Below are 4,288 nucleotides of genomic sequence, written 5' to 3'. Positions count from 1 at the left end.
ACCCTGATCAAGGAACAGCTGATCGACTACGTCCGGGCCGCCTCGACCCACTTCGGCGGGATCAGCCCGTTGAAGAAGGTGATGGACTTCGCCGCGCAGTACCAGGTCAAGTCCGGTTTCCACGGCCCCACCGACATCTCCCCGGTCGGCTTCGCCGCGCAGCTGCACGTGGGCCTGGCGATCCACAACTACGGGATCCAGGAATACATGCAGCACTCGGATAAGACCAACGAGGTCTTCGAGCAGTCCATGACGTTCGTGGACGGCTACCTGCACCCGGGCGACAAGCCCGGCATCGGCGTCGAATTCAACGAAGAAGCCGCCGCCGCGTTCCCCTACCAGCAGGCCTACCTGCCCTACAACCGCCTCGTGGACGGCACCGTCCATGACTGGTGACCAGGCCATGACCGGTAACCAGACCCTGACCGGTAACCAGACCCTGACCGGTGACCAGAAGGCCGCTGCTCGTGGCCGCCGCATCGTGGTGATGGGTGTCTCCGGCTGCGGCAAGACCACTATCGGCGATCTCGTGGCCCGCGGACTCGGCGTCCGCTTCCTCGACGGCGACTCCCTCCACCCGCTGGAGAACGTCGCCAAAATGGCGTCCGGAACGCCGCTGACGGACGAGGACCGCTGGCCGTGGCTTGCCACCGTGGGCGCCGAACTCGCCGCCGCGGGGCCAGCAGGGCTGGTGTTGGCCTGCTCCGCGCTCAGGCGCAGCTACCGCGACGCCATCCGCGCCCAGGCGCCGGAGACCGTCTTCCTGCACCTGCACGGCAGCCGGGACGTGCTCGGCGGCAGGATCGAAGGCCGCTCCGGCCGCTTCATGCCGTCCACGCTGCTGGACTCCCAGCTCGCCACGCTCGAGCCGCTCGAAGCGGACGAAGCCGGGACCGTAGTGGACATCGCCGCCCCCGTGGAACAGGTCGTCGCCGCCGCCCTCGCCGGCCTCGCCGGTGGGCCTGCGGGGACAACGCCGGACGCCTCGTTGTCGGGAACTGGTGCCGCGCCCGCCGCCGCACCGTTCGCCGTCGACCTTCAGTCCGCGCCGTTCCACCTCGACGGCGACGCCATCGCCTGGGTGGAGTCCACCATCGACTCCATGTCCCTCGAGGAAAAGATCGGGCAGCTGTTCATCAACCACAACAACGATTACTCCCCGGAATACCTCGACGGTGTCCTGGAGCAGTACCACGTGGGCGGCATGCGGTACCGGCCGGGGCCCTCGGCCGAGGTGCAGGAACACATCCGCTACGCGCAGTCCAAGACGCGGGTGCCGCTGCTGATTGCGTCGAACCCCGAAATGGGCGGCGCCGGGAGCTGCGACGACGGGACGTTCGTCTCGACCCACCTGCAGGCGGGCTCGCACCCAGACAAGGACATCGCCCGCCAGATGGGGCGCGTTGCCGGGGTGGAGACGGCCGCGCTGGGCTGCAACTGGGCCTTCGCGCCGATCGTGGACATCCACTACAACTGGCGCAACACCGTCATCTCCACCCGGGCCTTCGGCAACACCCCGGACATCGTGCTGGAACGGGCCAAGGAGTACTTCGACGGCATCAGCGAATCCCCAACAGTGTGCGCCATGAAGCATTTCCCGGGGGACGGCCTGGACGAACGCGACCAGCACGTGGTCACGTCGTACAACACGTTCGGCTATGAGCAATGGACCCGGACCTACGGGCATGTGTACCGGGAGATGATCGGCCACGGCGTGCAGTCCATCATGGCGGGCCACATCGGCGCGCCGGACCTGTCGCGGCATTTCCGCCCCGGGCTGGCGGCGGAGGATATCCTGCCCGCGACCCTGGCGCCGGAACTGCTCCAGGACCTGCTCCGCGGCGAGCTCGGGTTCAACGGGCTGATCCTCACCGACGCGTCCCAGATGATCGGCCTGACCCAGGCCATGAAGCGCAGCGAGCTGGTCCCGGCCACCATTGCGGCCGGGTGCGACATGTTCCTGTTCTTCCGCAACCCGGCCGAGGACTTCGGGTACATGATGGACGGCTACAAAACCGGGGTCATCACGGACGCGCGGCTGCATGACGCCCTCCGCCGGATCCTGGGCCTGAAGGCCTCGCTCGGACTGCACAAGGACGCGCGGGAATCCCTCGTCCCGCCGGCCGAAGCGCTGCAGCTGATCGGGAGCGCGGCGCACCGGGCGGTGGCCGCGCGGATCGCCGACAAGACCGTCACCCTGGTCAAGGACACGGCCGGCAACCTGCCGATCACGGCGGCGACGCATAAGCGCATCCGGCTCTACGGCATCTCGGGCGGCGCTGACTTCACCCGGGCGGACCCGCTGGCCTACCTGGATGTTGTCCGGGACGAGCTCGAAAAGGCCGGTTTCGAGGTCCATGTCTTCAAGACAGCCGCGCAGCGCGAGGCCGCCGGGGAGACCGGGGTGAACTTCATGTCCGTCATCTCCGAGGAAGCCACGGCGGACTACGCGCAGAAGTACGACGCCGCGTTCGTGTTCGCCAATGTCAAAGGCTTCGCCCAGGAGGCGGCGATCCGGATCAAGTGGTCAACGCCCATGGCGGCCGAGATTCCCTGGTACGCCACCGAAGTCCCGACCGTGTTCGTCTCGCTCAACCAGCCCAACCACCTCATTGACGTGCCGATGGTGAAGACGGCCATCCACGCCCACGCGGGCACGCCGGAGGCCATCCGGGCTGCGATTGAGAAGATCCAGGGCAAGTCGGAATTCCAGGGCACGTTCAACGAGAACGTCTTCTGCGACTCCTTCGACACCCGGCTCTGACGCAGCGTTTCCTAACGGCCGCTGCGCAAAATATCCTGCGCTACGGGAATCCCCGTAGCGCAGGATATTCTGCGCAGCGCCAACCAGAATGCGCCGCGAATTACCCCCTCCCGCGGCACCCCGCGCAGGCGTAGCGTGGGGCCATGGAGAAGACCGGATGCGCGGTGGTGGGCGGTGGACCTGCGGGGATGATGCTCGGATTGCTTCTGGCGCGGGCCGGGGTGCAGGTGACGGTGCTGGAGAAGCACGCGGATTTCCTGCGCGACTTCCGCGGCGACACCGTGCACCCGTCTACCATCCGGCTCATTGACGAACTCGGGCTCGGCCAGGAATTCCGCCGGCTGCCGCAGAGCCGCCTGAAGAATGTCGTCTTCCCGGTCCCGGGCGGGCCACCGGTGACCATGGGCGATTTCAACGCCCTGCCCCCGCCGTACAACTACATCGCCATGATGCCGCAATGGGATTTCCTGAGCTTCCTCGCCGACGCCGCAGCCCAGGAACCGGGCTTCACGCTGCTCATGAGCCACACCGCCACCTCCCTGGTCCGCAACGGAGGCCGTGTCCGCGGAGTCCGTTTCCGGACCCCCGACGGCACGCAGGATGAACTTCTTGCGGACCTCGTGGTTGCCACAGACGGCCGCCATTCCGCGTTGCGCACCGCGGCCGGGCTGGCGCCAAAAGAGTTCCCGGTGCCCTTCGACACCTGGTGGTTCCGGCTGCCCCGCTATCCCTCCGAAACGGGTGAGGTGGCCGGGCTGGTGCCGGCGTTCGGCCCCGGCGAGGCGCTGCTGGCCCTGTTCCGCAACGACTACTACCAGATGGGCTACCTCGCCGCCAAGGGCACCGACGCCCGGATCCGCGCGGAAGGCGTGGAGGCTTTCCGACGGCGGATCGCGGCGCTACGCCCGGACCTTGCAGACCGCGTTGACGCCATCGAGTCCCTCGACGATCTCCACTGGCTGGACGTGCGCCTGAACCGGCTGCACACATGGCACATCAACGGGCTGCTGTGCATCGGGGACGCGGCGCATGCGATGTCCCCGGCCGGCGGCGTCGGAATCAACCTTGCCATCCAGGACGCCGCGGCGGCTGCCGAGTACCTGGCTCCCGCACTGCTCCGGGGCCGGGTGACCACGGCAGACCTGGAGAAAGTCGAACGACGGCGGCGGCTGCCCACCGTCATCGTGCAGACCGTCCAACGGATCATGCAACGAGCGATCTTCGTCCCGATCATGACCGGGAAGCGGACAAAGTTTCCGGCCGCGGCACTTTTCCTCGCCCGGCACGTTCCGGCGATCCGCACCATCATTCCCCGCTTCATCGCCTTTGGTCCGCGCCCCGAGCATGCACCTGCCTTCGCGCGGCGCGCCCCGCAGCACAGCTGATATGTAGGAGTTCTTTGTCAAGAGGGCAAGGGTGAGCGGTCCAAGGCTGGTTTGTCTTGGACCGCTCTTTTGTGTCCGTTCCCTGGCCTGATCTGGATGGCTGGCGCGTCGTGAACGACGGCGCTGTCAGACTGATATG

The 4,288-nt window shown here is 67.3% G+C and carries 3 protein-coding genes; all 3 read left to right on the top strand.

From position 1 onward, the window contains the following. On the top strand, nucleotides 1-396 hold a 396-nt coding region (locus tag AC1DKQ_RS22285), incomplete at its 5' end, for an enolase C-terminal domain-like protein (RefSeq protein ID WP_476919768.1). 91 nt (nucleotides 397-487) lie between these two features. After that, nucleotides 488-2,764 (top strand): gluconokinase, GntK/IdnK-type, encoded by a 2,277-nt coding sequence (locus AC1DKQ_RS22280; protein ID WP_476920264.1) that lies wholly within the window; start codon nucleotides 488-490, stop codon nucleotides 2,762-2,764. Between the two features lie 143 nt (nucleotides 2,765-2,907). Beyond that, nucleotides 2,908-4,149 carry an FAD-dependent oxidoreductase gene (locus AC1DKQ_RS22275; protein WP_476884415.1) on the top strand — a complete coding sequence of 414 codons (1,242 nt, stop codon included), beginning with the start codon at nucleotides 2,908-2,910 and terminating at the stop codon, nucleotides 4,147-4,149. Nucleotides 4,150-4,288 lie beyond the last annotated feature (139 nt).

It is taken from the genome of Arthrobacter sp. 05L421 (genome assembly GCF_056397785.1).
The sequence above is the reverse complement of the archived record's forward strand: the minus strand, read 5'-3'. Positions and strand labels throughout refer to the sequence as shown.